34 protein-coding genes are annotated in these 24,066 nt (G+C 53.7%); 15 read left to right on the top strand and 19 right to left on the bottom strand.

The window, feature by feature from the left end; translation table 11 throughout:
- Positions 1-7: 7 nt before the first annotated feature.
- Together ACXJJW_RS03520 and ACXJJW_RS03515 are read left to right on the top strand one after the other, a co-directional pair.
- Positions 8-205: a hypothetical protein gene (locus tag ACXJJW_RS03520; RefSeq protein WP_456474346.1), complete on the top strand. Its 198-nt coding sequence runs from the start codon at positions 8-10 to the stop codon at positions 203-205.
- Positions 205-588: a PIN domain-containing protein gene (locus ACXJJW_RS03515; protein WP_456474345.1), complete on the top strand. Its 384-nt coding sequence runs from the start codon at positions 205-207 to the stop codon at positions 586-588. The genes ACXJJW_RS03520 and ACXJJW_RS03515 overlap by 1 nt, the downstream gene beginning before the upstream one ends.
- Positions 589-616: 28 nt before the next feature.
- Here ACXJJW_RS03515 and ACXJJW_RS03510 read toward each other — a convergent pair whose 3' ends face one another.
- Positions 617-961, bottom strand: a complete 345-nt coding sequence (locus tag ACXJJW_RS03510; protein ID WP_456474344.1) for a cupin domain-containing protein — start codon at positions 959-961, stop codon at positions 617-619.
- Between the two features lie 38 nt (positions 962-999).
- On the opposite strand from ACXJJW_RS03510, the gene ACXJJW_RS03505 reads away from it, so the two are divergent.
- The 3 genes from ACXJJW_RS03505 to hypE are packed head-to-tail and all read left to right on the top strand — an operon-like array spanning position 1,000 to position 4,071.
- Positions 1,000-1,965 (top strand): biotin--[acetyl-CoA-carboxylase] ligase, encoded by a 966-nt coding sequence (locus ACXJJW_RS03505; RefSeq protein ID WP_456474343.1) that lies wholly within the window; start codon positions 1,000-1,002, stop codon positions 1,963-1,965.
- Between the two features lie 33 nt (positions 1,966-1,998).
- The gene (locus ACXJJW_RS03500; protein ID WP_456474342.1) at positions 1,999-3,048 is read left to right on the top strand and encodes a radical SAM protein; all 1,050 of its coding nucleotides are present in this window, start codon (positions 1,999-2,001) and stop codon (positions 3,046-3,048) included.
- Positions 3,049-3,057: 9 nt separating this feature from the next.
- On the top strand, positions 3,058-4,071 hold the full coding sequence (gene hypE, locus ACXJJW_RS03495) for a hydrogenase expression/formation protein HypE (RefSeq protein WP_456474341.1): 1,014 nt from the start codon (positions 3,058-3,060) through the stop codon (positions 4,069-4,071).
- Between the two features lie 12 nt (positions 4,072-4,083).
- Here hypE and ACXJJW_RS03490 read toward each other — a convergent pair whose 3' ends face one another.
- The 9 genes from ACXJJW_RS03490 to ACXJJW_RS03450 all read right to left on the bottom strand — a co-directional run bounded on the left by ACXJJW_RS03490 (position 4,084) and on the right by ACXJJW_RS03450 (position 11,015).
- Positions 4,084-4,398 carry a DUF6951 family protein gene (locus tag ACXJJW_RS03490; protein WP_456474340.1) on the bottom strand — a complete coding sequence of 105 codons (315 nt, stop codon included), beginning with the start codon at positions 4,396-4,398 and terminating at the stop codon, positions 4,084-4,086.
- Position 4,399: 1 nt separating this feature from the next.
- Complete coding sequence (locus tag ACXJJW_RS03485) at positions 4,400-5,275, bottom strand: CobW family GTP-binding protein (protein WP_456474339.1); 876 nt, start codon at positions 5,273-5,275, stop codon at positions 4,400-4,402.
- Positions 5,276-5,330: 55 nt separating this feature from the next.
- Positions 5,331-5,843, bottom strand: coding sequence for a nucleotidyltransferase (locus ACXJJW_RS03480; protein WP_456474338.1), 513 nt, complete (start codon positions 5,841-5,843; stop codon positions 5,331-5,333).
- Positions 5,827-6,042 carry a hypothetical protein gene (locus tag ACXJJW_RS03475; protein ID WP_456474337.1) on the bottom strand — a complete coding sequence of 72 codons (216 nt, stop codon included), beginning with the start codon at positions 6,040-6,042 and terminating at the stop codon, positions 5,827-5,829. Before ACXJJW_RS03475 ends, ACXJJW_RS03480 begins: the two co-directional genes overlap by 17 nt.
- A 127-nt stretch (positions 6,043-6,169) precedes the next feature.
- A complete protein-coding gene (locus ACXJJW_RS03470; RefSeq protein ID WP_456474364.1) occupies positions 6,170-7,447 on the bottom strand; it encodes a proteasome-activating nucleotidase in 1,278 nt (425 codons plus the stop codon).
- A gap of 95 nt (positions 7,448-7,542) precedes the next feature.
- Positions 7,543-8,718 carry a cofactor-independent phosphoglycerate mutase gene (locus ACXJJW_RS03465; RefSeq protein WP_456474336.1) on the bottom strand — a complete coding sequence of 392 codons (1,176 nt, stop codon included), beginning with the start codon at positions 8,716-8,718 and terminating at the stop codon, positions 7,543-7,545.
- A 4-nt stretch (positions 8,719-8,722) separates the two neighbouring features.
- A complete protein-coding gene (gene thrC / locus ACXJJW_RS03460; protein WP_456474335.1) occupies positions 8,723-9,937 on the bottom strand; it encodes a threonine synthase in 1,215 nt (404 codons plus the stop codon).
- Positions 9,924-10,766, bottom strand: a complete 843-nt coding sequence (locus tag ACXJJW_RS03455) for a DUF7847 domain-containing protein (RefSeq protein ID WP_456474334.1) — start codon at positions 10,764-10,766, stop codon at positions 9,924-9,926. Before ACXJJW_RS03455 ends, thrC begins: the two co-directional genes overlap by 14 nt.
- Before the next feature lie 39 nt (positions 10,767-10,805).
- Positions 10,806-11,015, bottom strand: a complete 210-nt coding sequence (locus tag ACXJJW_RS03450; protein ID WP_456474333.1) for a hypothetical protein — start codon at positions 11,013-11,015, stop codon at positions 10,806-10,808.
- A 145-nt stretch (positions 11,016-11,160) separates the two neighbouring features.
- Here ACXJJW_RS03450 and ACXJJW_RS03445 point away from each other — a divergent pair, with 145 nt between their 5' ends.
- From ACXJJW_RS03445 to ACXJJW_RS03430, 4 genes are read left to right on the top strand one after another with little or no spacing between them, the layout of a single operon-like run.
- The gene (locus ACXJJW_RS03445) at positions 11,161-11,589 is read left to right on the top strand and encodes a cell division protein SepF (RefSeq protein ID WP_456474332.1); all 429 of its coding nucleotides are present in this window, start codon (positions 11,161-11,163) and stop codon (positions 11,587-11,589) included.
- Positions 11,579-12,121: a ZPR1 zinc finger domain-containing protein gene (locus tag ACXJJW_RS03440; protein ID WP_456474331.1), complete on the top strand. Its 543-nt coding sequence runs from the start codon at positions 11,579-11,581 to the stop codon at positions 12,119-12,121. Before ACXJJW_RS03445 ends, ACXJJW_RS03440 begins: the two co-directional genes overlap by 11 nt.
- A complete protein-coding gene (locus tag ACXJJW_RS03435) occupies positions 12,099-12,593 on the top strand; it encodes an NIP7 pre-PUA domain-containing protein (RefSeq protein WP_456474330.1) in 495 nt (164 codons plus the stop codon). The genes ACXJJW_RS03440 and ACXJJW_RS03435 overlap by 23 nt, the downstream gene beginning before the upstream one ends.
- A 4-nt stretch (positions 12,594-12,597) precedes the next feature.
- Positions 12,598-13,365 carry a peptidylprolyl isomerase gene (locus ACXJJW_RS03430; protein WP_456474329.1) on the top strand — a complete coding sequence of 256 codons (768 nt, stop codon included), beginning with the start codon at positions 12,598-12,600 and terminating at the stop codon, positions 13,363-13,365.
- A 118-nt stretch (positions 13,366-13,483) separates the two neighbouring features.
- Here ACXJJW_RS03430 and mqnC read toward each other — a convergent pair whose 3' ends face one another.
- Genes mqnC through cobT form a run of 5 tightly spaced genes read right to left on the bottom strand, consistent with a single transcriptional unit; the run spans position 13,484 to position 17,844 of the window.
- Positions 13,484-14,590 carry a cyclic dehypoxanthinyl futalosine synthase gene (mqnC, locus tag ACXJJW_RS03425; protein WP_456474328.1) on the bottom strand — a complete coding sequence of 369 codons (1,107 nt, stop codon included), beginning with the start codon at positions 14,588-14,590 and terminating at the stop codon, positions 13,484-13,486.
- Positions 14,587-15,411 carry a menaquinone biosynthetic enzyme MqnA/MqnD family protein gene (locus tag ACXJJW_RS03420; protein ID WP_456474327.1) on the bottom strand — a complete coding sequence of 275 codons (825 nt, stop codon included), beginning with the start codon at positions 15,409-15,411 and terminating at the stop codon, positions 14,587-14,589. The genes mqnC and ACXJJW_RS03420 overlap by 4 nt, the downstream gene beginning before the upstream one ends.
- Positions 15,412-16,530 carry an aminofutalosine synthase MqnE gene (gene mqnE, locus ACXJJW_RS03415; RefSeq protein WP_456474326.1) on the bottom strand — a complete coding sequence of 373 codons (1,119 nt, stop codon included), beginning with the start codon at positions 16,528-16,530 and terminating at the stop codon, positions 15,412-15,414.
- A 30-nt stretch (positions 16,531-16,560) separates the two neighbouring features.
- Positions 16,561-16,743, bottom strand: coding sequence for a hypothetical protein (locus tag ACXJJW_RS03410; RefSeq protein ID WP_456474325.1), 183 nt, complete (start codon positions 16,741-16,743; stop codon positions 16,561-16,563).
- A 42-nt stretch (positions 16,744-16,785) separates the two neighbouring features.
- Positions 16,786-17,844: a nicotinate-nucleotide--dimethylbenzimidazole phosphoribosyltransferase gene (cobT, locus tag ACXJJW_RS03405; protein WP_456474324.1), complete on the bottom strand. Its 1,059-nt coding sequence runs from the start codon at positions 17,842-17,844 to the stop codon at positions 16,786-16,788.
- A 257-nt stretch (positions 17,845-18,101) separates the two neighbouring features.
- Between cobT and ACXJJW_RS03400 the strand changes: the two genes are divergently transcribed.
- Complete coding sequence (locus tag ACXJJW_RS03400) at positions 18,102-18,416, top strand: type II toxin-antitoxin system RelE family toxin (RefSeq protein WP_456474323.1); 315 nt, start codon at positions 18,102-18,104, stop codon at positions 18,414-18,416.
- On the opposite strand, the gene ACXJJW_RS03395 is transcribed toward ACXJJW_RS03400, so the two are convergent.
- The gene (locus tag ACXJJW_RS03395; protein ID WP_456474322.1) at positions 18,376-18,552 is read right to left on the bottom strand and encodes a type II toxin-antitoxin system Phd/YefM family antitoxin; all 177 of its coding nucleotides are present in this window, start codon (positions 18,550-18,552) and stop codon (positions 18,376-18,378) included. The two genes, ACXJJW_RS03400 and ACXJJW_RS03395, sit on opposite strands and share 41 nt — an antisense overlap.
- 333 nt (positions 18,553-18,885) lie before the next feature.
- On the opposite strand from ACXJJW_RS03395, the gene ACXJJW_RS03390 reads away from it, so the two are divergent.
- Genes ACXJJW_RS03390 through ACXJJW_RS03380 form a run of 3 tightly spaced genes read left to right on the top strand, consistent with a single transcriptional unit; the run spans position 18,886 to position 20,112 of the window.
- A complete protein-coding gene (locus ACXJJW_RS03390; RefSeq protein WP_456474321.1) occupies positions 18,886-19,107 on the top strand; it encodes a hypothetical protein in 222 nt (73 codons plus the stop codon).
- 35 nt (positions 19,108-19,142) lie between these two features.
- Entirely contained in the window at positions 19,143-19,928 is a 786-nt protein-coding gene (locus ACXJJW_RS03385) for a DUF7839 domain-containing protein (RefSeq protein WP_456474320.1), read from the top strand.
- Positions 19,918-20,112 carry a hypothetical protein gene (locus tag ACXJJW_RS03380; RefSeq protein ID WP_456474319.1) on the top strand — a complete coding sequence of 65 codons (195 nt, stop codon included), beginning with the start codon at positions 19,918-19,920 and terminating at the stop codon, positions 20,110-20,112. Before ACXJJW_RS03385 ends, ACXJJW_RS03380 begins: the two co-directional genes overlap by 11 nt.
- 15 nt (positions 20,113-20,127) lie before the next feature.
- Here the strand turns inward: ACXJJW_RS03380 and dapB are convergent, their stop codons facing one another.
- From dapB to ACXJJW_RS03365, 3 genes are read right to left on the bottom strand one after another with little or no spacing between them, the layout of a single operon-like run.
- Positions 20,128-20,949 (bottom strand): 4-hydroxy-tetrahydrodipicolinate reductase, encoded by an 822-nt coding sequence (gene dapB, locus ACXJJW_RS03375; protein WP_456474363.1) that lies wholly within the window; start codon positions 20,947-20,949, stop codon positions 20,128-20,130.
- Between the two features lie 9 nt (positions 20,950-20,958).
- On the bottom strand, positions 20,959-21,843 hold the full coding sequence (gene dapA, locus ACXJJW_RS03370) for a 4-hydroxy-tetrahydrodipicolinate synthase (RefSeq protein WP_456474318.1): 885 nt from the start codon (positions 21,841-21,843) through the stop codon (positions 20,959-20,961).
- A 1-nt stretch (position 21,844) separates the two neighbouring features.
- Positions 21,845-22,045, bottom strand: a complete 201-nt coding sequence (locus tag ACXJJW_RS03365) for a 30S ribosomal protein S17e (RefSeq protein ID WP_456474317.1) — start codon at positions 22,043-22,045, stop codon at positions 21,845-21,847.
- Between the two features lie 173 nt (positions 22,046-22,218).
- Here ACXJJW_RS03365 and sppA point away from each other — a divergent pair, with 173 nt between their 5' ends.
- Positions 22,219-23,136 (top strand): signal peptide peptidase SppA, encoded by a 918-nt coding sequence (sppA, locus tag ACXJJW_RS03360; RefSeq protein WP_456474316.1) that lies wholly within the window; start codon positions 22,219-22,221, stop codon positions 23,134-23,136.
- Between the two features lie 5 nt (positions 23,137-23,141).
- The coding region (locus ACXJJW_RS03355) for a class I SAM-dependent methyltransferase (RefSeq protein ID WP_456474315.1) at positions 23,142-24,066 on the top strand (925 nt) is incomplete at its 3' end.

The following is a 24,066-nucleotide window of genomic DNA, read 5'->3' as shown; positions in this document are numbered from 1 at the left end:
AGCATATATGCCTGAATATGTGCGAACAACAATTAAAATCAGAGAGGACCTTTTCCAGAGGTTAAAAAGGGAGGCTGGAAAGAGGGGCATCTCCGAAGTTATTAACAAAGTTCTGGAGGAGAAACTTTTAAAGAAGAAAAGCCTTTTTGGAACCATGTCGAAAGTGGATATCTCAGATATAAGGGACCACGAGGACAGGGTTTAATGCTGATCGATTCATCCGCCTGGCTGGAGTATTTTATGGGAACCAAGCTTGGGGAGAAGGTGAGAGATATAGTGGAAAGCAACAAAGTGCTCTACACCTCACCGGTGATTATCTCAGAGGTTCTATCAAAATCTATCCGCACCGATGGGCTGGAGAAGGGGAAGGAGAGGGTGGAGTTTATAGTTGAGAGGTGCGTTGTTGTGCCTCTGGATGAAGAGAAAGGTTTTCTTGCCGGTGAGATTCATGGTGAGATGAAGAGAATGGATAAGAGCTTTGGGCTGATGGATGCTCTGATACTCGCAACCGCAAGGCAAAGGAAGGTTAAGGTCCTAACAAAAGACAGGCACTTTGCTGGGTTTGAAGAAGCGGTGATGCTGGAGTAGTGTAGCTGGTGTGAAAATCGCTATGAGCCTACCACTCCATCGCTGGAGGCGAGTTGACAGAGAAGTACACTGCCTTTTTGTCGGAGGGATTTCTTATCCTGTGCTTCATGCTGGAGTCGAACCACATGAAGTCTCCCTCCCTGAGCAGGTAACGTTCGCCCTCCACCTCAACCTCAATCTCTCCCTGAAGCACCAGGCGGAGCTCCTCACCCCTGTGGGAGTAAACCCTGGGTATCTCTGCTCCCGGCTCAATTTCAACCACCATACCCTCAAGCACATTGCTGCGCACCAGAAGGCGAATTGGACCGGAGCCGAGGTTTATCTCCTTCTCCCCCTCACCCTGACGCCAGATTTTTAGCTTTTCTCTGGTCATGATTACATTTTTATAGCAATTGGGATAAAAGGGTTTTCATGCGGGAGGAGCTCCTGCACCTTCTGGTGCAGAACATGGGTGGGTACGTCTCGGGTGAGTATCTCGCAGCCAAGCTGGGGGTGAGCAGAACTGCGGTGTGGAAGCAGATTCGCGCACTTAAGGCGAGGGGGGTGAGAATTGACTCTGCAAAGCAGGGCTACCGTCTTGCCGAGATGCCCGACCTGCTTCTCGAATTTGAAATCAGAAAGAATCTCAATGCGAAGAGGTTTGGAAGGAAGATTTACATATATGAATCCCTTAGCTCCACAAATGACAGAGCCAAGGAGCTGGCACGAGCCGGAGAGGAGGATGGAAGCGTTGTCGCGGCTGAGGAGCAGACCCACGGGAGGGGAAGAGCAGGCAGAGAGTGGCTTTCACCGCGGGGCGGCCTCTGGTTTTCGCTTTTGTTAAGGCCGAACATAGCCCCGGAAGAGGCTGCCAAGATAACCCTAATTTTTGGGGCGTGTGTTGCAAAAACCATCCGCAGGCTTTATCGTCTTGATGCGAGTGTCAAGTGGCCCAACGACGTTTTAATTCGCGAGAAAAAGGTGTGCGGTATTCTAACAGAGATAGAGGCAGAGCTGGACACCCTTCACTTCCTGGTGGTGGGCGTCGGGATAAATGCAAATTTCGATGTTGCCTGCTTCCCCGAGGAGATTCGCGAAGGAGCGACATCGCTGATGCTTGAACTTGGAAGTAAAGTCGAGCGAAATCAGCTTCTTGCAGCACTTCTCGACGAGTTTGAGCTTTCCTATGAGGTTTTTCTTAAAGGCGGTTTTGAGAGTCTTCTGATAGACTGGAAAGACCTGTGCTCCACCCTGGGTAAGCGGGTTAGGATAGTCACACCAAAGGAGGTGGTTGAGGGGATTGCTGTGAAGATAGACGATGATGGCACCCTTATTCTTAAAACCGACACAGGGGAGAGGAGGCGCATAACCTATGGAGAGTGCATCCACCTGAGGTGACCTTTTCACTGGTTAGGCATGTCTCGAAGGGTTATGCACACAACCAGCGAGGGCAACGCTTACACAGGCAAACTTGCAAGAGGATGCGAGCTGTGCATGCAGGGCAAGAAGCTGGTGCTCTTTGTCACAGGTACCTGCGCCGAGGGGTGCTATTACTGCCCCCTATCAGAGAAACGCCGCGGCAAAGACATAGCCTGGGTCAACGAGAGGCGGGTATACAGCGATGGAGATGTAATCAAAGAAGCCAGAAGGATGCGCGCTGAGGGTGCCGGTATAACAGGAGGCGACCCCTCACTGAGGCTTGAGAGAACTATACGTTACATCAAACTTCTAAAGTCAAATTTCGGCGAGAGCTTCCACATCCACATGTACACCGCCTCCTGTCTGGACGAAGGTGATCTAAAGAGGCTGAAGAGTGCGGGCCTGGACGAGCTCAAGTTTCACATAACCCCCAGGAACCGCCGGCGTGTGTGGGAGAGCATCCGCATGGCGAAGCTTCTTAACATGGAGGTGGGCGTGGAGATACCCATCTTCCCCGGGACCGAGGAGGAGGTCCTCAAAATCGGAGCTAAGATTGCCTCCCTGGGTGGATTTCTAAATCTGAATGAGCTGGAGTTCTCAGATACCAATGCACAGGCTTTGAGGACGAGAAGCTTCTCGCTCCGCGACGACTCCTACGCAGTGGAGGGAAGCAGAGAGGCTGCGCTCATGGTTATGGAGAGGCTGAGTGGAGCAAGGGTGCACTTCTGCACTTCCCGCTACAAGGACGCTGGCCAGCTTCGCATGCGTCTGCTGCGCACCGCCCTTGCGAGTGCAAAGCCCTACGAGGAGGTTACAGAGGAGGGGCTTCTTCTCAAGGGCGTGATTTGTGCAGATGGCAATCTGGAAAAGCTAAGGCTGCGCCTGATGCGAGAATTTGCGATACCTCCTCACCTCATAGCTGTTGACAGGGAGAAGCATCGGCTTGAGACAACGCGCGAAATCGCCACAGAGCTTGCAAAACACTTAAAGGAGCTGAGCTTCTATATTGTTGAGGAGTATCCAACCGCAGACAGGCTGGAGACTGAGGTTGTTCCTCTGTGAGGTGTGGAGATGGATATAACCCTTGCCCACGGCGCCGGTGGCAGACTGATGGAGGAGCTTATAGAGCAGGTGATAGCTGCAAACATCAAAAATAAAAATGCAGGCGGCATTGGCCTCGAGGCGCTGGATGATGGTGCTTCGCTGTGCATAGGCGACTATGAGGTCGTCATGGCCACTGATGCGCACACCGTCTCGCCCCTCTTCTTTCCGGGCGGAGATATAGGCAGGCTGGCAGTGTGTGGCACAGCCAATGACGTTGCAGTGATGGGGGCAAAGCCACTTGCAATAGCCTCGGCACTGGTGATAGAGGAGGGCTTCGGCAGTGAGGAGCTGGAGAAGGTGATAAGGAGCATGGACACCGCAGCAGGAGAGTGCGGTGTGGCGATAATTACCGGCGACACAAAGGTGGTTGAGAGGGGCAAGCTGGACAGACTGGTGGTGACAACCACCGGTATTGGGATAGCAGAAAGGGGTAAGGTGATAACCGACGCCGGTATAGAGCCCGGGGATGTGGTTATAATTACCGGCACCATAGGCGACCACGGCACAGCACTGCTGGCCTTTCGCGAGGGTTTTGAATTTGAGACAGCGCTTGAGTCGGACGTCGCCCCGGTCTGGGATGCGGTTAAGTGCGCCCTTGGAGTGGGCGGGGTAAAGGCGATGAAGGACCCGACCCGAGGAGGCGTTGCCAGTGCCCTCAACGAATGGGCTGGCAAGGCAGGTGTGGGGATAGTTATTCAGGAGAGTGACCTGCCAATTCGCGAGGAGGTGCTCTCCACCTGTGAGCTTCTGGGCATAGACCCACTGAGCGTGGGCAACGAGGGCAAGGCAATAATCGCTGTGGAGAGAGATATGGCTGAGGAGGTGCTGAACGCTGTGCGCTCCACAGAAGTCGGGAGAAATGCGGCGATGGTAGGTGAGGTCGTGGCAGAACACCCAGGCAGTGTGGTCATGGAGACAGAGGTCGGGGGTAAGCGAATCCTGGACTGGCCCCTCGCTGACCCTGTGCCCAGGATTTGCTGAGGCAGCTTGTGCTCAATCCCTCTCAAACTCAATCCTCACCGCTCTGGGCGTAGCTGCACCTGTCTCAATCTCCACGGCGCGGATAACCGCCGCAGGCACAGGACAGCCGGGGTGCAGCCTCTCCCGCGTGGCAGCGCTGTAGATTGCCGAGTCGCACATCGCAACGAGAACCTCTCGCGTCCAGTCCAGGCTCTCTATCGCCTCTGCGAAGAGCTTAACCTTCTCGCACCCCGAGCTTATGCGTATCTCAACCCTGTTTCCGTGCCTCTCAACGCTTATCCGTGTTATAAATCCGCAGGAGCCCGGGTCAACCTCTGCCCTTGTCATGTTATGCCTCCAGAACCTTCTTTAGTGCATCCTTGCGGAGCCCGCTCCCTATAGCCACGAAGCTTGGCTCTGCATTAGAGGCAAGTCTTTCTCTGCTAACCCTCCCCGACGATAGGTCGTAGTACCAGCTTTTGCCCCCTGCCCTGAAGATGCCCTTCGCCCTTATCACCCTTCCAAACTCTCCCCGCTTCAGCCTATCAAAAAGCTCTTCAGTTCTGCGGGTGCTCATCGCTTTTGGCTTAGCTGAGAAGGAGTCGAAGAGCAGGTGGACGCCGTCGCTCACCCTGACCTCAACGCCAGGAAGCTTCTTAGGGAGCTCCACCTCACCGAAGGAGGAGCGCAGCACTACGCCAGAGGGATTTATCTCCTTTACTGTGCGCTCTACCCTGCGCACATCCTCCTCGCTGGCTATGTCCATCTTGTTTATCACCACTGCCGAAGCGTTGGCGATTGCGTCGCGGTAGAGGCGCTGAAAGCTCTCCAGGGGATAAAGCTCTGAGAAAGCGCTGGCGTCGATCACGCTTATTACGCCCTCAAGTTCAGCGATGCCTTCAAGGTGTGGCTCCTGCAGCGCTTCTACGATGCTCGAGGTCATAGAAACGCCTGAAGGCTCTAGGAGCACCCTCTCGGGTGAAAATCTCTCCTTAAGCTCGGTTAGGGTCTCGCTAAGTTCTGCGCGTAGTGTGCAGCACACGCACCCGCTGGCAAGTTCAGCCACCTCCAGCTTGCCAGAACTCGAAACCAGCTCTCTGTCTATACCCACATCGCCGAACTCGTTGACTATCACTGCCAAGCTTGAGTCTGCGTTTGATATGATTCTTCTTATCATCGTTGTCTTGCCGGCGCCGAGAAAGCCGGAGATTACAGTTACTTTCATTCTTTAAAATAAGAAGGACAACAAGGGTAAGATTGGAATTAAACGAAACTCCCAACTAACTTTTAAGCACACTTTCCAATTTGTCTTCCACCTCAAGTTTTTTGGCCCATTTTTTGATATAGTCCCAATCGAGATTTTTCTGTCTTGTGATTATACCTCTGATGTCTTCAATATCTTTGCCACGGAACCACAATAGTTTTTGGAGGATTAAATCCTCAGGAGAAGTTATCCAGATTTGAAAATCTTCTATTTTAACCCTGATTCTCCTTTCAAATCTCTCCCTATCGTAAAGTGATTTAACATTCCAGAAGTCAAGTCTTAAAGCGCCCTTCTCTGCTATTAAAGACCGTCCCACATCTGCCCTTATCTCCCAGCCCTCCTTCTTCAATTCTCTTTCCACCCTCCGCAGAGCCTCTCTCTCAGATTCATAAAAATCAGCAACAACCATATCAATATCTGTTGTGGAGCGGGGATGTCCCCAGTAGCTTGTGGCTATACCTCCTCCTATCATGTACCTCAGACCTTCCCTATCCAAAAGCTTCGCGATAAACCTAAGCTCTTCCAGCATAGAGCTTCCTCGCAAATCTGTCCTTTCTTTCCTTCTGCATTCTTATTATTTTTATCAGCTTCTCTTCCACCTCTTTCTCGCTGTACTCAGGGTTCTGGTTTTTGATTGAAGCTCTGAGCATAGCCAATGCGGTTTTTGTTACTTTAAAGCACGCTTTTAAAGTTTCTTCTCCGCTAACATTCTGGAAACTTCTCTTCATGGGACTCCACCCTTGCGAACTGCCACTTGATAATATTGTAATTGTTGCTGCTTATAATTCCTTCTCTAATATGCTTTAAAACGCATAAAAATAAAATTGCAAAAGACAAAATTTTGTGACACGAGGCTCACACAAACATGGCCTCGTCAGAACCCAGGCTGCCTGTGACCTCCTCTATCTTGCCCAGCACCTTGTTGATAGCACGCTGGAAGTCCAGGAAGGTTACTTCCTCGCGGGCGTCACGTATAGCGAACATCCCTGCCTCTGTGCACACAGCCTTTATGTCAGCACCGGAAGCGCCCTCAGTGAGCGCCGCCAGCTCCTCCATACGTATGTCGCTGCTCAGGTTCATCTTGCGGGTGTGAATTGCAAATATCTGTGCTCTGCCCCTCTCGTCAGGGAGCGGGATCTCTATCAGTCTGTCGAATCTACCCGGACGGAGAATCGCTGGGTCCAGGATATCCGGGCGATTCGTCGCCGCAAGTATGCGCACATCTCCGCGGGCATCGAAGCCGTCCATCTCTGCGAGGAGCTGCATCAGGGTGCGCTGGACCTCACGGTCGCCGCTCGTCAGCGAGTCGGTGCGCCTTGCTGCAATTGCATCTATCTCGTCGATGAAAACTATACTGGGCGCCTTTTCCTCAGCCAGCTGGAAAAGTTCCCTGACCAGGCGAGCGCCCTCGCCAATGTACTTGCGCACAAGCTCTGAACCTATGAGCTTTATGAACACCGAATTTGTCTCCCTTGCCACAGCCTTGGCAACGAGCGTCTTGCCCGTGCCGGGTGGCCCATAGAGGAGCACGCCCTTTGGTGGGTCTATCCCCACCTTTTTGAAAGCCTCTGGCTTAAGCAGCGGAAGCTCCACCGTCTCCCTTACCTCATGGAGCTGCTTCTCAAGCCCGCCTATGTCGGAGTAGCTTTCACTGGGCTTCTCCACAATCTCCATCGCAAGTACTGCGGGGTCCTTTTCCACTGGGAGAATATCGACCACAGCCAGGCTCTGCTGGTTCATCGCCACCCTCGCGCTGGGCACAAGCTTCCGCTTATCTATAAATTGAGAAGTGTTGACAAGAAAAGTTGGGCCTGAAGTGCTCTTAACAACCAGCTTTCCATTCTCGAGCACATCAACTATGGTGCCTATAAGCAGTGGCATTGAGCGCAGTCTCTCGAGTTCGCTCCTCAGTCTGCGAATCTCGCGCTCCATCTGGATGCGCTCGCTCTCCAGAATGCGCTTTCTGTCCTCTAACCAGCGCAGGCGCTGGGTATAGCCACTCTTTATCCGGCTGTTCTCGCTCTTGAGCTGGACGCACTCGCGCTCAAGCTCACGAACCTTGGTCAGGAGGTATTTGGTTACATCTTCCCCATTCTTCAGGTTTATCTCCTCGTCCTTCACTTCTTCGCTCATTTTCATCTTCCTGTAATTTTATTTTTTCCGGAGTTAAATATCTATCGCTCGTATAATTTGCAGGTTTTTTAACCATTGCATACCTGTTGCAAAAATCAGCCCAGCAGCAGGCGGTTGAAGTTCGTACCCTCAACCAGGCCAAGGCTGCCCTCTTTGCATGCAATCTCTGAGAAGCTGCTCACATCATCGCTGCGTCTTCCCGGGGAGAGGATTGCAAAGGGCACAGGCTCTGAGGTGTGGGTTTTTACCCTTACCGGCGTGGGGTGGTCGGGAAGGACAGCTATTGCAATCTCCTCGTCCAGGCTGTCGAGCAGTCTGCCGAGGAGCTTCTTATCCAGGTCCTCTATCGTCCTGACCTTCATCTCTGCGCTGCCCTCATGCCCCGCCTCGTCGGGCGCCTCCACGTGGATGTAGCAGTACTCAGCGCTCTCAAGAGCCTTAAGGGCATACCTCGCCTTTGCAGCGTAATCGGTGTCGTAGTAGCCCGTGGCACCCGGCACACTGGGCACTCGCATGCCTGCGATGCCCGCTATGCCGCGAATCAGGTCAACCGCAGATATCGCCGCACCCCTTATTCCGTACTTCTCAGAGAAGGGCTCGAGCTTTGGCCTTGGTCCCTGGCCCCAGAGCCAGACCATATTCGCAGGCCTCTTGCCCTGCTCCAGCCTTCGCAGGTTCACCTCATGCTTTTCCAGCACTTCAGTGGAGCTGAGCATCAGCTCGTTTAGCTTGGCAGCGCCATCTTCTGGCTTCAGCAGGTACTCCTTCACACTCCTGCCCACTATGTCGTGGGGAGGCGTGGACTTCAGTCCCTCGCCAAAGGGGCAGATAAAGAGGTTGCGGTAGCTGACGCCCGGGTAGAACCTTCCGAAGGGTGCAATCTCAGCCTCGTTAAGCGCCCTGAGCAGCGCCTCTGCCTCTTTGCTGCTGATATGCCCTGCAGTGAAATCAATAATCTTGCCGTTCTCAACGAAGATAAGGTTGCACCGGAAGGCGACCTCGCTATCCCTCAGCTCTACGCCCATGCTTGCAGCCTCCAGGGGCCCCCGCCCGGTGTAAACCGCACGCGGGTCGTAGCCGAGGATGCTCAGGTTGGCTATATCAGAGCCCGCCTCCATGCCAGGCGGAATGGTGCGCAGCATTCCTGCAACGCCCTTCTCGGCGATGTGGTCCATGTTCGGCGTATCTGCGTATTCCAGGGGGGTTTTTCCGCCCAGCTCTTCCAGCGGATAATCCGCCATTCCGTCGCCTATTACCACGAGGTACTTCATTGCTTCACCCTTTGATAACCTTCTCCAGCGCTTCTATACTCGGCTCTATCTCAATGGGCTTCTCGTAACGATTGAAGATTATTTCGGGGTCTTTGAGGGCATGCCCCGTGGTTACACACACTATGCGCTCATCCGCATCTATCTCCCCCGCCTCCACCAGCTTCTTGAGCCCGGCAACGCTGGCAGCACTCGCCGGCTCCACGCCAACCCCAAGTCTGCGCGCGAGCAGCTTCTGAGCTGCAATTATCTCCTCATCGGTAACCCTCTCTGCAATACCCCTGCTCTCCCGAAGGGCGCGGAGCGCCTTGGGGGCATTCACAGGTGCGCCTATTCTTATTGCCGTCGCCACGGTTTCTGGGTTGGGCTCTGGGGTAACAGTACTCTTGCCCTGCCTGAATGCCTCAACCACCGGCGAAGCCCCAGCTGCTTGAACGCCTGTCATCACGGGCAGGTCGTCTATAACTCCGAGCTCGTGAAACTCCCTGAAGCCCTTCCATATCGCCGAGATGTTGCCGCAGTTTCCCACTGGTACGACGACGCGGTCCGGCGCCTCAAAGCCCAGCTGATCGGCGATTTCAAAGGCCTCACTCTTCTGCCCCTCCAGGCGCCACGGGTTTATGGAGTTGAGCAGGTAGATGTTGTGCTTAGCGCAAATCTCGCGCACAAGCTTGAGAGCCACGTCGAAGTTCGCCTTTATTCCCACCACCAGGGCACCGTGCAGTATCGCCTGGGCGAGCTTTCCTATGGCGATTTTGCCGGCGGGAAGGAGCACAAGGCAGCGAATCCCCGCCTTTGCTGCGTAGGCTGCGAGGGCGGCGGAGGTGTTGCCAGTGGAAGCGCAGCCCACCGCCTTTGCACCTAACTCCAGCGCCTTGGTAACGCCAACGGTCATTCCGCGGTCCTTAAAAGAGCCTGTTGGATTGGCTCCCTCATTCTTTATGTACAGCTCCCTGACGCCAATCTCCTCAGCCAGAGCATCTGCTCTGTATAGGGGTGTCCCGCCTTCGTTGAGGCTGATTATCCTGGACCCCTTCTCAACGGGCATAAGCTCGCGGTAGCGCCACAGGTTAAAGGCACGCCCTTCAAGCTCTGCCCTGCTGATTGAAATCTCGCTGAGGTCGAATATAACCTCAAGCAACCCCGAACAGCGGGGACACTGGTATATGACCTCTCTGCGGTCATAAGCCTGTCCGCACTCAATACATCTAAGGCTGAACATCAGAGCTTACCTCCCTGGATATGTCCACGTAGAAAACTGCCCTGTAGGTGTACATGAAGCAGGTTATTAACGTATTTGTGGCGATGAGCAGAAATATTATAACAACTCCAAGCCCAAAGCCCGGCTGTGGAAATGTGCCTGCCTCAAGCTCTGCAATGCTCATGGTGGGCAGGCTACTGAGCATGTGATAGATGAATAGCGATATGAGAGGCAGGTAGAGCAGGAGGATGGTAAAACTGGAGAGGGCCAGAAAGCCGAGTACAGAGAGGGGATTGGACCTGACAAAGCTGAAGCTATTTTTAAAGGTCTTTATCGGGTCGAGCCCATCTATGGCGATGCCCACATCGTAAAAATTAAGCATTACAAGAACTACCGCAAGAAGGAGGGCGCACATAAGTATAAAAATCACAGCAAATGCAAGGGCGAAGTTTGGAGAGAAAAGCGCATTTGCAGAGATGCCGAGGATGACCCCGAGGAATAGGAGCACAACCACGCCCACAATGACAGCTCCCATGTATATGACATTTGCCAGCAGAAGGTAGATGTAGCTCTTCTTTGCACTCCTGAGGAAGCTGCTCAGGGTTACCTCGCCCCTGAGAGCCTCTGCAGCTGTTGCGAGGAGACCGCCAATGAAAAAGGGGGAAATCAGCCAGATAAGCAGGGAGTAGATGGTGCTAGCAACCACTATGCCGGCGCTTGAGCCGGAGTAGAAGAGCTGAAGTAGCAGCTGGGGCAGGGAGAGGAGGGCGTAGAGCAGCGCAGGCAGGAGCAGCGCCTGCCTTGTGAACACCAGCCGCCATGCGACAGGAAAGGTACTCATCGCACCCATGAGTGATGGAATGGTGCAGGGAGTATATAAAGTGTGTCATTAACTGTTTGCATCTGCATCTGACAGAGCGTCTGCCTTCTCTGTTTCATGCGCCCTTTTTTCCCTGATTCTCCTGAAAACAAATATCATAGAGGTAATCAGTATAACTATGTTCGCAGAGAGAAGGATGATGAATATCTCCAGTGAGATTCCCGTATCCGACGATGTCTGGATAAGCCAGAGATTTAAATCCTCAAACAGGGATAGCATAGGAGAACATTGTCCGGATGCGATATATACTATTTGCGAAGCCTGCGGATGAAATGGTAAAGGTGAAGCTCTTCGCCCGGCTTGGCGGCTGGCCTCGAAACCCTTATATATCCCCCTTTTATAATAATCCTTAAGGAGGAATAGTATGGGACTGAAAGACATTTTCACAAAATTTCAGGGGAGTCCATCAAGAACTTATACTAACCTTGAGGATTATGTTGAGCTTGAGATTCAGGAGGGTGTGCCGGAGGAGAGGATGGGTGCAGGAAGGTCAGTGAGGGTGTGCAAGCTCAAGGGCTTCTCTGATGTGGATATCTCGGCAAGGGAGCTGAGCAGTGGCAATGTGGTTATACTGGACATTAAGCCGCTTGCAGAGAGGAGTATGAATGAGCTGAAGCATGCGGTGGATGAGGTGAAGGAGATTGTGTCCAGCATGGGAGGAGATATAGCTGGCTTGAGTGAGTATCTGCTCATACTAACCCCGCCCTACATGAAGATTGAGAGGGGCAGTGAGTCAAAGGCAACAGACTTCGAAGAAGCCATGGAACGGGTGAGGAAGAGGGTTGCAAGGTAATGTAAAGACCTCCACCCGGTGTCCGGGGTGTAAGCGCAATACCGCAACCCTGGAGTTCTTTCAGTTTGAGATACCATACTTTGGGGAGGTTATGGAGAGTGTCCTTCTGTGCGCCAGCTGTGGCTACCGTCATACGGACGTCATGGTGCTCGAAGAACGCGAGCCGGCCAGGTATACTCTTCCCATAGAGAGTGCAGAGGACATGTACATTCGCGTGATTCGCTCAAGCAGCGCAACCATGGCTGTGCCTGAGCTGGGTATAGAGGTGACGCCAGGAAGCGAGGCACAGGGCTTCGTGTCGAATGTGGAGGGGGTGCTCATGCGAATGGAGGAGGCGGTACGCACTGCGCAGAGGTGGGCGGAGAGCGAAGCAGCCAAGAGGCGGGCTGAGGAGCTTTTGAGGAGGATCGCCGAGATTAAGGCAGGTAAGAGAAAGGCAACACTGATAATCTCAGACCCCACGGGCAACAGCGCTATTGTCTATGAAAAGGCCAGGAAGGAGGCACTTAATGAAGATAGCGCGCGCGGGTAGGGGTGAGGAGAGGCTCATAAGGCGTGGTGTGGAGAGGTACGGGGCGAGTCTGGAAGAGGTGCTCAGGAACAGGGAGCTTCTGGTTGCAAAGAATGGCAGGCAGGTGGTGAGTGTTGCCTCTCGCCGGGTGCTTGAAACCCTGCGAAGGATGAAGCGCGAGCCCTACAGCGCAGGGCTGGAGATAGGGGAGATTAAGCGAAGGGAGTTTAAGCTTGGTCTGGAAGGTGCCTATTTGATATCCAGTCGCGCTGAGAAGTTTGTGAAGGTGAATGAAAAGGGGGAACAGTTAGTTTTATATGGGAGGGATGTGTTTATAGAGTCGGTAGTTGAGCAGGGTAAAATCGATAAAGGTGACCTCTGCATTATACTCAATCTGCGCGGTGAGGCACTGGCTATAGGCAGAGTGGCTATGCACAAAGTTTTTGTGGAAAACCTGCGGGATAGAGGTATGTATCTGAGGAAAGGAGAGTAGTGAGATGGTTCTGGAAAAGGGTGATTTTGTAAAGATAAGCTATACGGGCAGAATAAAAGATGGCGAGGTGTTTGATACCACTGTGGAAGAGGTTGCAAAGGAGCACGGTATCTACGACCCCAGGGTGAGGTTTAAGGCTCAGGCCATTGTTATAGGTGCGGGGCACGTTGTCCCCGGTCTGGATGAGGCTCTCATCGGGATGGAGGTCGGAGAAAAGCGGATTGTGGAGGTTCCGCCTGAAAAGGGCTTTGGTTTGCGTGACCCCAGTAAGATTAAGGTTGTGCCGCTGCGCGAGTTTAAGAAGCAGGGACTTAAGCCCTACCCTGGAATGCGTATAGAGGCAGAGGGAAAGGTGGGCAGAGTGCAGAGTGTTTCGGGCGGGCGCGTGCTTGTGGACTTCAACTCTGAGCTTGCAGGAAAGACGCTGGTGTACGAGGTGAATGTGGAGGAGAAGATAAATAAGCTGGAGGAGAGGATTCGCCTGCTGCTTGAGAGGCACTTCCCCTACGCTGACCCGAATGAGCACGAGATTCGCTGCGAGGACGGCAGGGCGATTATAACGCTGAGCGATGCTGTGAAGCTGCGGAACGATGCCATTATTGGCAAGCACCTGGTGGCGAAGGAGATTTTTGAGTACCTGGAAGGCATCGAAGAGGTGGAGTTCCAGGAGATTTTTAAGAAGCCGGAGGAGAAGAAGTCCGAGGAGAAGGCTGAGGAGAAGCAGGAGAAGAAGAGGGCGAAGCCCAGAAGGAGGAAGAAAAAGTCGAGTTAGGTTCGGCGTTTTGTCTCGAACCTCTAATACTATTTTTGTATTCTTCCCAAGTTTTACCTCCCTCTTTTATACACCTCAAAGGTTGTGAGTATCTTTCTCTTTCAACAGAAACCTTCCCCTAAAACATCCTCAAAATGTTGTAGAGCGTGTCCCTCTGCGCTGCCGGACGCGAAATCTGCTTTATCAGCGTGACTATCCGCTCCGGCGGCAGGTAGCGCGTCTCATAGCCCGTGGCCTTCACAACATTCTCCTCGATCATCGTACCCCCGAAGTCGTTGGCTCCAGAGCAGAGTGCAAGCTGTGCCATTCGTTCCCCCTGCGTCAGCCAGGACGCCTGTATATTCTTGAAGCTCTCTCCCAGCACCAGCCTTGCCACTGCCACGACGGTGAGGTACTCGATGCCGCCTGCCTCATAAATGCGCTGCTTCCTGGCAAGCGTTGTATTCCCAGGCTTAAAGCTCCAGGGTATGAAGGCGGTAAAGCCGTGCGTGGTCTCCTGCATCTCCCTCAGGCGCAGCAGGTGTCTCGCGCGGTCTTCACTGCTCTCCCCCAGACCAAAAACCATGGTAGCCGTCGTGGGAATGCCGAGCTCATGCGCAGCCAGCATCACCTCGCGCCACTCCCTCCAGGAAATCTTATTCGGACTCACCTCGCGGCGAATGCGGTCGCTGAGTATCTCCGCCCCGCCGCCGGGCATGCTCTCCAAGCCTGCCTCCTTTAACCTCGAGAGCACTTCGCGTATGCCAATGTTCGCCACCCGCGAGATGTGCACCACCTCGCTGGGAGAGAAGAAGTGGCGCTGCACCTGCGGGAAGCGCTCCCTCACGCTCTGCAGCACCTCCTCATAGTACTCTATGCCCAGCTCTGGATTGAGTCCACCCTGGAGCAGCACCTGAGTGGCGCCAAGTCTTACGGCACGGGCTATCCTTTCGAGAATCTCCTCGACGCTCAGCGTATAGGCCTCGCTGCTCCCGGGCGCGCGGTAGAAGGCGCAGAACCTGCACCCGCTAATGCAGGCGTTGGTGTAGTTTATGTTGGTGTCTATTACGAAGGTTACCAGGTCGCCCACCTGACGGCGGCGAAGCTCATCGGCGGCCAGGCTTAGAAGCTTCACCTCCCTGGACTCAAGGAGCAGGGCAACCTCCTTCAGGCTGAGCCTTTCTCCAGCAAGGGCTTTCTCCAGCGTGGCCACAACCCTGCTATCTGCACCCTCTAAAAGCCTCATCTCTCTCCCCCTACAAGCCTTATCTCCGGCGGCGAGGGGATTATCCCGTGCCTTGAGGCGAGCTCAAAGAACCTGCGAAGCCCGCGAAGATTATCCTCACCCAGCGTGTAGTCAAGTCGGTGGAGGTGCTCCTCCATTGCCTCTGCAGGGATGCCCAGCTGGTCGGCAAGCCTTGCCGCGAGCTCTGAAAAGTGCTCATAAGCGTAGCTCCTTGCTTCACTGAGCGTAAGCTTCAGCTTTTCCACTTCACGCTGTGCAACACCCGCCCTCACAAGCCACAGCGCATAGACCATTGGCAGGCGCGTCAGGGTGTGCCACTCCTCACCCAGGTCAGCGATTACAAGCTCTGGCCTGGAATAGCCCTCCACCAGTGCATTGTCCCCTATGAGAAGTGCCGCATCCGCGCTGCTAAGCATCTCCTCCAAGCTAGGGCTCTGATTTTTTATGAGCCTGGCATCTATTCTGCGCTCCCTGAGCAGGATTTCAAGCAGCGCCACGGAGCTGGCGCTTGTACTTGTGGTGGCTATCCTCCCGCCCTCGAGTTCCTCAAGGCTATCCGCCTCCCGGGAAAACACCAGGATGCTGCCTGTGCAGGAAGGCGCGCTTATGGAGAAGCCGTCGAGGATAAAAAATTTTCCGGGATGGAGGGCATAAACTATCGACGACGTTGGTGCGGCATCCACCTCACCCCGAAGTAAAAGCCTGCCAAGCTCAGGCGGATGAGCCCTCAAAAGCTCCATCCCTCTGCAGTCCACGCAACCTCTGCGAATCGCGTGGTATATGAAGTCTGTGTTCTTGAAGTATGTTTCTCCAAGGCGCAATTAACCCCACCTCTTGATTATCTCGTAGTCTGTGGAGCGCTGTGCCGGTATGCGTTTCGCCTCGCGTATCAGCGCAATAAGCTCCTCCTTCGTGGCTAGCTGCGCCGTCTTTGCTCCTGCGGCATGGGCCACGCGCTCCTCCACGACGGTGCCGTCTAAATCATTCGCGCCGTAGTGCAGCGACACCTGTGCCAGCTTCTTGCCCAGCATCACCCAGTAGGCGCGGATGTTGCGAAGGCTATCGCCGAGGAGCACTCGAGCGATGGCGATGGTGCGCAACACGTCTATTGCCGAGGTGCGCATCAGCTCTGGATGAGCGCGCTTCAGTGCTGTGTTCTCGGGGTGGTAAACCAGGGGAATAAAGGACATAAACCCTCCCGTAGTCTTCTGAAGCTCCCGCAGCCTGAGCATGTGGTCAACGCGCTGGCGCAGACTTTCAACGTGCCCGAAGAGCATTGTTGCATTGCTCCTTATCCCCAGCTCATGCGCTGTACGCATAACCTCAAGCCACTCCTCTGCGGAGGCCTTTTTGGGGCAGAGCTTTTCCCTCAACTCTTCGCTTAGTATCTCCGCCCCGCCGCCGGGCATGCTCTGCAAGCCTGCCTCCTTTAATCTTGAGAGCACCTCGCGCACGCTTAGCCCGAAATTCTTAGAGAAGAAGGCAATTTCAGTAGCTGTAAATGCCTTGAGGTGAAGCCGGGGGAAGCGCTTCCTCAGCTCACGCAGCAGGGTTTCATAGTACTCAAAGGGTATCTCAGGGTTGTGCGACCCCACTATATGGAGCTCAGTAGCACCTTCGCGGGCAGCCTGCTCAGCCTTCTCCAGTACCTCCTCGACGCTGAGAGTATAGGCCTCGCCGCTCTCTGGTGTGCGGTAGAAGGCGCAGAAATTGCACGCGCTCACGCAGGCGTTGGTGTAGTTTATCTGGCGGTTGACCACAAAGGTTACAGTATCGCCCACCTGGCGGCGGCGAAGCTCATCAGCGAGGGTGCCCAAAAGGAAGAGGTCTTCGCTCTCTATAAGCGCATAACCCTCTCGCCTGGAAAGCTCCTCGCCTGCAAGGGCTTTCTCGGCTATCTCATAGGCATCGCTGTCTTTCAGCTCGCGGAGCAGCTTCATCCTGTGCTGTGGAAAAACTTAACGGGAGCATTAAAACTTGCGGGTTTGCCTGAGGTTGAGAGCAACAATTTCGAAGAGAATCGCCCACAGCAGGTACTGAATCATGTAGAGCGCAGCCAGAGCGTCCTCCACCTCAGTAACAGCACGGTAAACTCCACCTATAACTGCCAGCGCCGCCAGCAGGTGCATGGCGAGGATTGCCCTCTCCTTCATTCTCCCACCACGTGTATCTTCCCGCGGTGGATATATAAAACTTCACTCTATCTTCTCACTCACTCCTGCCTCGGCGAAGGTTGCCATCTCGTTTAGGATTTTCACCCCAGCTTCAACTAGACACATTCCCAGCGCTGCGCCCGTGCCCTCGCCGAGACGAAGATTGAGGCTGAGCAGCGGCTTTAGAGAAAGGTGTTCCAGCATGGCCCTGTGACCGATCTCCTGCGAGAGGTGAGAGGCTATCATGTAATCCCTGGCAGGAGGAGCAATCTCTCCCGCGATGAGCGCACCCGCTGTGGCGATGAAGCCGTCAATTACCACGGCAACGCGGTTCGCAGCCGCTGCAAGGGCAACACCTGCCAGACCAGCGATTTCATACCCACCCAGCTTTGCGAGAACATCTAATGCATCGCCCGGGTCAGGGCGGTTGACCTCAAGGGCGCGTTTAATCACCGCCACCTTGTGCTTCCAGGCTTCATCATCTATACCTGTACCCCTGCCGGTGACCTCCTCGACGGCACGCTTTGTAATCGCCGCACATATTGCAGAGCTTGGTGTGGTGTTGCCTATGCCCATGTCACCCAGGCCGGCGATATCCACACCTCGCTTCAGCTCTTCCTCAAAAACCTCCACCCCTGCTTCTATCGCCGCAATTGCCTGCTCCCGGGTCATGGCCGGCCCGCGCGCAATGTTGCGGGTGCCGTAGGCGATCTTCTTCTTTACCAGCCCTTCCTTTGCCTCTATGTCAGCCGCTACCCCCATGTCAGCAACAACTACGCGTGCACCGGCGTGGCGTGCAAGCACATTTATCGCCGCACCTCCGCGCAGAAAGTTGTACACCATCTGAGGCGTAACTTCCTGGGGGTAGGCACTCACCCCTTCCTCAACCACGCCGTGGTCGCCGGCAAGGGTGAATATCACCTTGCTTTTAATCTTTGGCCTTGGAGTGCGCTGTATGCCGGCGAGCTTTATGCTCAGCTCTTCGAGAATACCCAGACTGCCCTGAGGCTTGGTGAGGTTGTCCTGCCTCTCCTTCGCCAGTCTCATGGCCTCCTCGTCCAGAGGCTCAATTTTCCCGATTATTTCATCAAGCTTGCTCATAAGCGTAAACCTCGCATATTCTTTGCATACGGGTTGTTTCGGCATTATATTTAAGCATTTCCTAAAGTTTTCTTGATTTGCAATGCAAGCTTTCCTGATAAAAACTTCGCAATTCAAAGAAGAGAGGGTGATGAGGAATTGTGGGTTCTCACAGCACTATCCTATATTAGAAAAGTTTATAGGAACAAGAATGTACCATAAGATGTAAGATACACCGTTTTGTACCAGACAGCAACCAATAGGGGTGCAGAAGGAAAATGCAGGCAGAGTACAACCTAGAATTTACAAAATTATTTGTTAAGCAATTTGAAAAATTAGATCGCGCAAATCAAAAAAGAGTTTATAAGAAAATCTTGGAATTGAAGAAAGATCCATTCAGACACAGAACACTTACAGGACCTTTCAAAGGTTGTCATAGGATGCATGTAGGTAAGTACAGAGTCATATATTTGCCTAAAAAGGATATAAGAAAGGTATTCCTCATCGATGTGGACCTCAGATCGAGGGTTTACGAGAAGGATATTAGAAAAATTATAGAGCGAATTTCTGAACAAATTCTTTCTCAGAAATAGTCTTCCCCGCCTCCGCCTGCTCAATAGATTTCAGTATCCTTACAGCTGTTTTTACGTCTGAAAGAATCTCCAGTGTTTCTTTCATCGCCTCATACTCTTTCTTTGGGATTTCTATCAATTCTTCTTTTGCAGCCATGTTAATATCAACATCTACCTTAACGAAGAATACAGTTGTTGCATTGCAGACCTAAAATTGCAAACCATCTTTCTTTCAGCAGTATTAGCGTAATCTGCACCGTATAATTTGTCTACCGTTAACAGCAGCGAAAGGTTTAAGGGGCTCGGGAGGGAGGATTGATGAGTTTGCATACATATCCCAGAAGAAGTATTGGCATATCTTATTAGAAACGCGTCTCACAACTTTAATTTATAAAATTTCTATTAATAATTTAGATGTTATAAATTGGTGAGGGCTATAAAATATGGGGTTCTGCTGTAAATGCCTCCTCACTATAGAAAGGGTTTCTGGATGGAGCCTGGGAGGGAGTACCAGTGTGCCTCCTGCGGCGTGAAGTTCGGCACCAGCTATCCGCGCTTTATTCGCGACTGCCCCTCCTGCCACCATGAGTTTCTGGCCTACGTGGAGGAGGATGAGAAGGAGATAGCCTGCCTCCACATGATGGAGATGGTCACAAAGATGACCTGCCACTTCTGCAGGCTACGTAGACAGGGGCTCTGTGAGGGCGGCTAATTTCTTTGTCTTTGCTAAGGTTTTCTTGATTTGATATGCGCATCCTTGCCACGGGCTTCCTTGTGCTCGCCGAAATAGCTGTAAGGCAGCCCAGCGTGAGGCAGGCTGAGATTGCGGAGAAACTCGGCATAAGTGCGCAGGCGGTGTCCGAATGCGTAAGGTCGCTGATTAAGGCAAAGCTGGTGGAGAGCAGCGGCAAGGGGAGCTACATGCTCACTCCCAAGGGCTACGAGTACCTATTTACTGGCGCCAGGGAGATTAAGGATGTTGCGAGCTTCCTGCTTGAGGAGGTGGTCTCTGGCTTAAAGGTGTACACCGCAGTTGCGGCCGAGGACCTGGAGGCGGAGGAGGCGGTTTTTCTGTGGATGGAGCAGGGGCTGCTGTATGCAGGTAAGCGTGGCGGCAAGGCTAGCGGGAAGGCGCTTGGCGCAGCAAAGCGCGGCGAGGATGTCGCTGTGGTTGAGGTTCGCGAGCTGGTGGCTCCGCCTCCCGGCATGGTCACGGTTGTAAAGATACCCCGGGTTGAGAAGGGTGGAAGCAGGGCGACGAACATAGAGATGATTCAGCAGCTTGCTGAGGGCAGCGGATTTGTTGCAGCGCTGGGCGTGGAGGCGAAGGTTGCCCTTGAGAAAGCAGACGTTAACTGTGATGCCTTTTTCGGTGCACCCCACGCCAGCGTGGAGGCGGCACTTCACGGCATGCACGTGCTCACTGTTGTGGTGGAGGACGAACTCAGTCTGCTGCTCAGAAAGCTTGAAAGGGCAGGGCTGAACTATCGCTTGGTTGATGCTAATACAAGGAGGCAGTTGAATGAAGGTTGAAATTGAGCTGTTGGACGTGGCAGGAGAAAAGGTGGAGAGGCTGACGCGTGATGTGCATCGATACAATATCGCAGACGGTGTCCTCTACCTTATATATGAGGACAAGGTGGAGATCTTCCCCCTGGAGAGACTGCATCGAATGGTGGCGATGAAGAGCAATGGCGGTGAGGCCACAACACTGTAACCTTTCTGCCACGCCCTAGATCCCGAGCACATCAAATGTGGAGTAAATCTTTCCCTTCTCTGCGCCGGCAACAAAACGCGCAGCCCTGATGGCACCTTCCACGAAGGCCTGCCTCGAGTGCGCGCGGTGCACCAGTTCAAGACGCTCACCCTCGCCGGCGAAGATTACCATGTGCTCCCCCACAATATCCCCTGCGCGCACCGCATGGAAGCCTATCTCCTCCCGGCTGCGCTCGCCTACTATGCCTTTACCTCTTGAATACCTGGCGCACTCCTCCAGCTTTTTCCCCTGGGCTTCGGCTATGAGCTCGCCAACGCGCAGTGCGGTGCCGGAGGGTGCATCCTTCTTGTGGCGGTGGTGTATCTCTATAATCTCCACGTCGTAGTCGCGAAGCACCCGCGCAATCTGTGCTGCAATTTTGAAGAACACATTAACGCCCGTGGCCATGTTCGGCGAAATCACCGCGGCGATGCCATTCTCTTCCACCGCGCGGACTATCTCCTGCCTTTCCTCCTCAGTAAAACCTGTGGTGCCTATAACCAGATTAACCCCCAGCGGAGCGGCCAGCTTCGCGGTTGCCACACATGCCTTGGCGGTGGTGAAGTCTATTAGCACCTCAGCCTTCGCTTCCTGTAAAACACTGCGCAGCTCGTCGGCGGTGCTCAGCGCCACGCAGCACTTCCCAACGCCGAGAAGCTCACCTATATCTCTGCCCTTCTCCTCCTTCCCGGGCGCCTCTATCGCAGCAACGAGCTCCATATCCTCTTGGGCAAGAACACTCCTGACTATCCCGCTCCCCATCCTTCCCAAAGCACCGGTCACAGCAACGCGTATCAAGGGCACCACCTATATAATGCCCAGCCTGGCAACTACCTCGCGTATTCTTTGGCGCTTCTCACCTGAGGTCTCGCACATGGGCAGGCGGAAACCTCCGGCTGGCAACCCCGCGAGCGCCATCGCCTCCTTGATGGGTATGGGATTTGTGTCTATGAAGAGCACCTCAAACAGCTCATTAAGCGCGAGGTGCTCCTTCTCCATGGCAGCGAAGTCGCCCCTCAAGCCCAGCTCAACGAAGCGCTGTATGCGCTCAGGTATTATGTTCGACGCAACAGAAACCACGCCCCTGGCAGCGTGGTCCCGCATTAGAGCCAGGGTATCACCGTCGTTGCCAGAGAGAATAAGAAAATCCTCACCGCACAGCTCGCGAATCCTGCGCCAGACCTCCGGCTTGCCGCTTGCCTCCTTCACGCCTATGATGTTTGAGTGCTCCTCCTTGAGTCTCGCCATGGTCTCGGGCGCTATCTCGCGGGCACTTCGCCCGGGGATGTTGTAGAGGATGTGGGGTATATCCACCCGCTCCGCTATCGCCGAGAAGTGGCGGAACAGCCCTTCCTGGCTTGGCTTGTTGTAGTAGGGGCACACCTGGAGCGTTGCAGAGGCGCCCACGTCGCTGGCGTGCCTGCTCAGCTCAATCGCCTCCCAGGTGCAGTTGGAGCCTGTGCCGGCGACCACTGCGCAGCGGGCATGCTCCACAGTAGCCTCTATAATCCTGTTGTGCTCCTCGTGACTGAGCACCGGCGATTCGCCTGTGGTGCCCACGGCGACGATGCCTGAGACACCGCCCTCGTTCTGCATCTCCACCAGGCGAGCGTACGCCTCAAGGTCCAGCTCAGGCTTAACACCGGTGCCCTTAAAGGGTGTGACTATCGCCGTAAAGCAGCCCTGGAACATCTTACTCCCTTACCCGCTGTCTCCGCTTCAGTATGCGGGTAATATAGCCAGCGATTCTGTTTGCCAGCATCTTGCCCTGCAGGTCGAGCACGCGCTCAACGAACTCGCGGTTCTTCTGGAAATCAACGGTGAGCGCATCACCATACCTGTCCACAAGGTCCAGAGCAGTACGCTTTATGTACTTCTGTCTGATTCTTCCCAAATTTTCACCTCCAAAAGGCATTAATCTGTTACCCTCGCTATGCGAGACAGATAACTTCGTCACCCTATCGTATGCGAAACGGGTAACTTCAGAAAATCTTAAATTTCATCTGAGGTTAACTAGGATGTGATATTCACAGAGGTGATATTTATACTTTACTTTGGAGGAGGAATATGAAGAGGAATCTGATAATAATACTTGCGGTCGCGGCAGCGTTGATTGGAGTCTCACTTTTGGGTGCTTATCTTATCTCAAAGCCCAGCGATGGTTTTATGGTGGGGGATAAGGTTGCGGTTATAAAAATAGATGGCGTTATAGCGATGAACTCTGGAGAAGGCGTATTTTCAAGCAAGACCACAACACCGGAGGAATTTAAATCCCGGCTTGACCGCGCTCTAAGCGACAGCTCGGTTAAAGCAATACTCATCGAAATAAACTCACCCGGTGGGAGTGTCGTTGCAAGTGAGGAGATCGCTGAGGCGATTAAGGAGGCGCGGGATAAGAAGCCCGTCGTGGCCTGGCTTGGAGAGATAGCCACCTCCGGCGGTTACTATGCTGCAAGTGCGAGCAGCTACATCATCGCTGATCCGGGCACCATCACCGGAAGCATAGGCGTTATCTCTGTGTTCCCAGAGTACTCAAGGCTCCTTGAGAAGCTGGGGATAAATATGACTGTAATTAAAGCCGGAGAGTACAAGGACTTCTCCACCGGATATCGGCCACTCACCGAGGAGGAGCGCAGAATGGTCGAGGACATAATCTACGACTTCTATGAGCTTTTTATTGCAGAGGTGGCCGGGAACCGCAACCTCAGTGTGGATTATGTGAAGGAGGTGGCCGAGGGCAGGATTTACTCCGCAAGGCGAGCCAAGGAAATTGGACTGGTGGACGAGGTTGGAACAAAGAGGGCGGCGATTAAAAAGGCAGCGGAACTTGGAGGAATAAAGGGCGAGCCCCAGGTGGTTAGCTATGAGAAAAAGGCCCTCTTTAGGGAAATCTTCGGCACAGGCATGGAACGCCTTGGTTACGGCCTGGGGTACGGTCTCGGTAAGGCAATGATGGAGCAGGATGCAACCCCTGTGCTGAGGTAGCCTTGATGCATGAGTTTTATGTGCTGCTTGAGGATGCCGCGCTGACCAAGGTGAGAGATTATCTGAGCGATGACAGGAGACTTCTGGAGGAGCTTTACCTTGCCCTTGCACCTGAGCCGGTGCTGGAAATTGAGGATGAGGCGCTTGCGCTGCTCAGAGAGAATGTGCACCTCTGGAGGCAGGGGTATGCCATCCCCCTTGCTGTGCTTGAGGAGCTGGAGCGGCTCTCGGGCAGAGAGCTTGAACTTGGTTTTCTAGCGATGCTCAGTGGTGAGGAACTCGAGGCAGAGCCGGATGCCAACATTGCTTTTGCCAGGGAGTTCTGCGATTCTGTGAGAGGGGAGAGGGTGCTCGACATAGCAAGCGGCTTCGGCTGGGTGCCAGTGCTTCTGAGCAGTAGGGCACACGTCTACGCCCTTGACAGCGCCTATGAGAATCCCATAGTTTACGGGGAGGATAGGATATACATCGCGGGTACTACGATAGAGCTTTTTCCGGGTTTTACGGAAGGTCAGGCGTTCATACGCGCAAACCGCGAGAAGTTTACCCGCTATGCCGACTTTGCAAAGCTGTTCTGGGAGAAGCACGGAGCAGAGCTTGAGAACATAACACTGCTTCAGGGGGATGCCTCTGATCTGAGCCTTACCCAGACCTTCGACAGTGTGACAATCTTTTTCGGCTTAAACCACATAGGCAAGGCATGGCGGCGGGTGCTGAGCGAGGCTTTACGCGTACTTTGCGAGGGCGGCAAACTGCACATTGCAATCTACCGCGAGCACCTTGCAAAGTTTCCACTGAAGGGCGCCTACGACTGGGCTGAGCAGCTTGGTGTTGAGATTATTGCGCTGGAGGAACTTCTGAAGGAAGCCAAAGCGCTTGGTCTGAAGCCAGAGGTTAAGAGGCACTCGGGGGAGGAGCTTTATCACATGG

Source organism: Candidatus Pyrohabitans sp., assembly GCF_054014795.1.
This window is presented reverse-complemented; position numbering and strand designations above follow the sequence as displayed.

What these genes read in the sequence shown, in the direction of transcription:
- hypE (WP_456474341.1), top strand. Translation starts at nt 3,058, where the DNA reads ATGGATATAACCCTTGCCCACGGCGCCGGTGGCAGACTGATGGAGGAG.
- mqnC (WP_456474328.1), bottom strand. Translation starts at nt 14,590, where the DNA reads ATGAGGCTTTTAGAGGGTGCAGATAGCAGGGTTGTGGCCACGCTGGAG.
- ACXJJW_RS03475 (WP_456474337.1), bottom strand. Translation starts at nt 6,042, where the DNA reads ATGAAGAGAAGTTTCCAGAATGTTAGCGGAGAAGAAACTTTAAAAGCG.
- ACXJJW_RS03465 (WP_456474336.1), bottom strand. Translation starts at nt 8,718, where the DNA reads ATGAAGTACCTCGTGGTAATAGGCGACGGAATGGCGGATTATCCGCTG.
- ACXJJW_RS03510 (WP_456474344.1), bottom strand. Translation starts at nt 961, where the DNA reads ATGACCAGAGAAAAGCTAAAAATCTGGCGTCAGGGTGAGGGGGAGAAG.
- ACXJJW_RS03445 (WP_456474332.1), top strand. Translation starts at nt 11,161, where the DNA reads ATGGGACTGAAAGACATTTTCACAAAATTTCAGGGGAGTCCATCAAGA.
- mqnE (WP_456474326.1), bottom strand. Translation starts at nt 16,530, where the DNA reads ATGAAGCTGCTCCGCGAGCTGAAAGACAGCGATGCCTATGAGATAGCC.
- dapA (WP_456474318.1), bottom strand. Translation starts at nt 21,843, where the DNA reads ATGTTCCAGGGCTGCTTTACGGCGATAGTCACACCCTTTAAGGGCACC.
- ACXJJW_RS03505 (WP_456474343.1), top strand. Translation starts at nt 1,000, where the DNA reads ATGCGGGAGGAGCTCCTGCACCTTCTGGTGCAGAACATGGGTGGGTAC.
- ACXJJW_RS03430 (WP_456474329.1), top strand. Translation starts at nt 12,598, where the DNA reads ATGGTTCTGGAAAAGGGTGATTTTGTAAAGATAAGCTATACGGGCAGA.
- ACXJJW_RS03455 (WP_456474334.1), bottom strand. Translation starts at nt 10,766, where the DNA reads ATGGGTGCGATGAGTACCTTTCCTGTCGCATGGCGGCTGGTGTTCACA.
- ACXJJW_RS03450 (WP_456474333.1), bottom strand. Translation starts at nt 11,015, where the DNA reads ATGCTATCCCTGTTTGAGGATTTAAATCTCTGGCTTATCCAGACATCG.
- cobT (WP_456474324.1), bottom strand. Translation starts at nt 17,844, where the DNA reads ATGAGCAAGCTTGATGAAATAATCGGGAAAATTGAGCCTCTGGACGAG.
- ACXJJW_RS03385 (WP_456474320.1), top strand. Translation starts at nt 19,143, where the DNA reads ATGCGCATCCTTGCCACGGGCTTCCTTGTGCTCGCCGAAATAGCTGTA.
- ACXJJW_RS03520 (WP_456474346.1), top strand. Translation starts at nt 8, where the DNA reads ATGCCTGAATATGTGCGAACAACAATTAAAATCAGAGAGGACCTTTTC.
- ACXJJW_RS03485 (WP_456474339.1), bottom strand. Translation starts at nt 5,275, where the DNA reads ATGAAAGTAACTGTAATCTCCGGCTTTCTCGGCGCCGGCAAGACAACG.
- ACXJJW_RS03380 (WP_456474319.1), top strand. Translation starts at nt 19,918, where the DNA reads ATGAAGGTTGAAATTGAGCTGTTGGACGTGGCAGGAGAAAAGGTGGAG.
- ACXJJW_RS03515 (WP_456474345.1), top strand. Translation starts at nt 205, where the DNA reads ATGCTGATCGATTCATCCGCCTGGCTGGAGTATTTTATGGGAACCAAG.
- ACXJJW_RS03400 (WP_456474323.1), top strand. Translation starts at nt 18,102, where the DNA reads ATGCAGGCAGAGTACAACCTAGAATTTACAAAATTATTTGTTAAGCAA.
- ACXJJW_RS03470 (WP_456474364.1), bottom strand. Translation starts at nt 7,447, where the DNA reads ATGAGCGAAGAAGTGAAGGACGAGGAGATAAACCTGAAGAATGGGGAA.
- ACXJJW_RS03410 (WP_456474325.1), bottom strand. Translation starts at nt 16,743, where the DNA reads ATGAAGGAGAGGGCAATCCTCGCCATGCACCTGCTGGCGGCGCTGGCA.
- ACXJJW_RS03500 (WP_456474342.1), top strand. Translation starts at nt 1,999, where the DNA reads ATGCACACAACCAGCGAGGGCAACGCTTACACAGGCAAACTTGCAAGA.
- ACXJJW_RS03395 (WP_456474322.1), bottom strand. Translation starts at nt 18,552, where the DNA reads ATGGCTGCAAAAGAAGAATTGATAGAAATCCCAAAGAAAGAGTATGAG.
- ACXJJW_RS03390 (WP_456474321.1), top strand. Translation starts at nt 18,886, where the DNA reads ATGGAGCCTGGGAGGGAGTACCAGTGTGCCTCCTGCGGCGTGAAGTTC.
- thrC (WP_456474335.1), bottom strand. Translation starts at nt 9,937, where the DNA reads ATGTTCAGCCTTAGATGTATTGAGTGCGGACAGGCTTATGACCGCAGA.
- sppA (WP_456474316.1), top strand. Translation starts at nt 22,219, where the DNA reads ATGAAGAGGAATCTGATAATAATACTTGCGGTCGCGGCAGCGTTGATT.
- ACXJJW_RS03435 (WP_456474330.1), top strand. Translation starts at nt 12,099, where the DNA reads ATGAAGATAGCGCGCGCGGGTAGGGGTGAGGAGAGGCTCATAAGGCGT.
- ACXJJW_RS03480 (WP_456474338.1), bottom strand. Translation starts at nt 5,843, where the DNA reads ATGCTGGAAGAGCTTAGGTTTATCGCGAAGCTTTTGGATAGGGAAGGT.
- ACXJJW_RS03490 (WP_456474340.1), bottom strand. Translation starts at nt 4,398, where the DNA reads ATGACAAGGGCAGAGGTTGACCCGGGCTCCTGCGGATTTATAACACGG.